Origin of the sequence: Amphritea sp., assembly GCF_050300915.1 — a bacterium.
Taxonomy (GTDB): Bacteria; Pseudomonadota; Gammaproteobacteria; order Pseudomonadales; family Balneatricaceae; genus Amphritea.
Window position 1 is genome coordinate 1 of the sequence record NZ_JBNKYN010000153.1, and the last position, 1,628, is coordinate 1,628.

The 1,628-nt window shown below is 54.5% G+C and carries 1 protein-coding gene; it reads left to right on the forward strand.

Features of this window, described 5'->3' with window-relative positions:
* Positions 1–5: 5 nt before the first annotated feature.
* Positions 6–1,580: an isocitrate lyase gene (locus tag ACQY8X_RS20865; protein WP_428037054.1), complete on the forward strand. Its 1,575-nt coding sequence runs from the start codon at positions 6–8 to the stop codon at positions 1,578–1,580.
* Positions 1,581–1,628: the final 48 nt, after the last annotated feature.

Genomic DNA, 1,628 nt, shown 5'->3' on the forward strand with positions numbered 1-1,628 from the left:
AAGATATCGAAACAGTAGCAGCCCTGAAAGAGACCTACGGCTCTGCCTGGAATGCGATCAACCCTGAATACGCTGCCCGCATGCGTGCGCAGAATAAATTCAAAACCGGTCTGGATATCGCTAAATACACTGCCGCTATCATGCGTAAAGACATGGAGCGTTACGATAACGACTCTTCTCAGTACACTCAGTCTCTCGGCTGCTGGCACGGCTTCATTGGTCAGCAAAAACTGATCTCTATTAAGAAGCACTTCAACAGCACCGACCGTAAATACCTCTACCTCTCTGGCTGGATGGTTGCTGCCCTGCGCTCTGAGTTTGGCCCCCTGCCTGACCAGTCTATGCACGAGAAAACCTCCGTTGCTGCGCTGATTGGCGAGCTCTACACCTTCCTGCGTCAGGCGGATGCCCGTGAACTCGGTGGCCTGTTCCGTGAAGTCGATGCTGCCCGTAAAGCGGGTGACAGCGCTGCTGAAGCGGCGGCTCAGGACAAAATCGATAACCATATCACTCACGTAGTGCCTATCATTGCCGATATCGATGCCGGTTTTGGTAACGCTGAAGCGACCTACCTGATGGCTAAGCAGATGATCGAAGCCGGTGCCTGCTGTATCCAGATTGAAAACCAGGTCTCCGATGAGAAGCAGTGTGGTCACCAGGATGGTAAAGTCACCGTTCCCCATGAAGACTTCCTGGCGAAGATCCGTGCCGTACGTTACGCCTTCCTTGAGCTGGGTGTGGATGACGGTGTTATCGTCGCCCGTACCGACTCTCTGGGGGCAGGCCTGACCAAGCAGATCGCGGTAACCAACAAGCCCGGCGACCTGGGTGATCAGTACAACAGCTTCCTCGATTGCGAAGAGGTCTCCCCTGCCGATATGAAGAACGGCGATGTGGTACTGAACCGTGATGGCAAGCTGCTGCGGCCTAAGCGTCTGCCATCCAACTTGTTCCAGTTCCGTGCTGGCACCGGTGAAGACCGCTGCGTACTGGACTGCATCACATCACTGCAGAACGGCGCTGACCTGCTGTGGATCGAGACGGAGAAACCTCACGTCGGTCAGATCGGTGGCATGGTTAACCGCATCCGAGAAGTGATCCCGAATGCCAAGCTGGTATACAACAACAGCCCATCCTTCAACTGGACGCTGAACTTCCGTCAGCAGGTATTTGATGCCTGGACTGAAGAGGGTAAGGATCTGTCTGCATACAACCGCGATAACCTGATGTCGGTTGAATACGATGAGTCTGAACTGTCAGTTGAAGCTGATCGCCGTATCCAGAGCTTCCAGGCGGATGCCGCTCGCGAAGCGGGTATCTTCCACCACCTGATCACCCTGCCGACTTACCACACCGCTGCGCTGTCAACTGACAACCTGGCGAAAGAGTACTTCGGTGAGCAAGGGATGCTGGGTTACGTCGCTGGCGTACAGCGCAAAGAGATCCGTCAGGGTATCGCCTGCGTTAAGCACCAGAACATGGCCGGTTCCGATATGGGCGATGATCACAAAGAATACTTCGCCGGTGAAGCCGCACTGAAAGCGGCGGGTGAAGACAACACCATGAACCAGTTCGGTTAATACCTGATCCGACTGAGTAATGAAAAAGGACGCTTCGGCGTCCTTTTT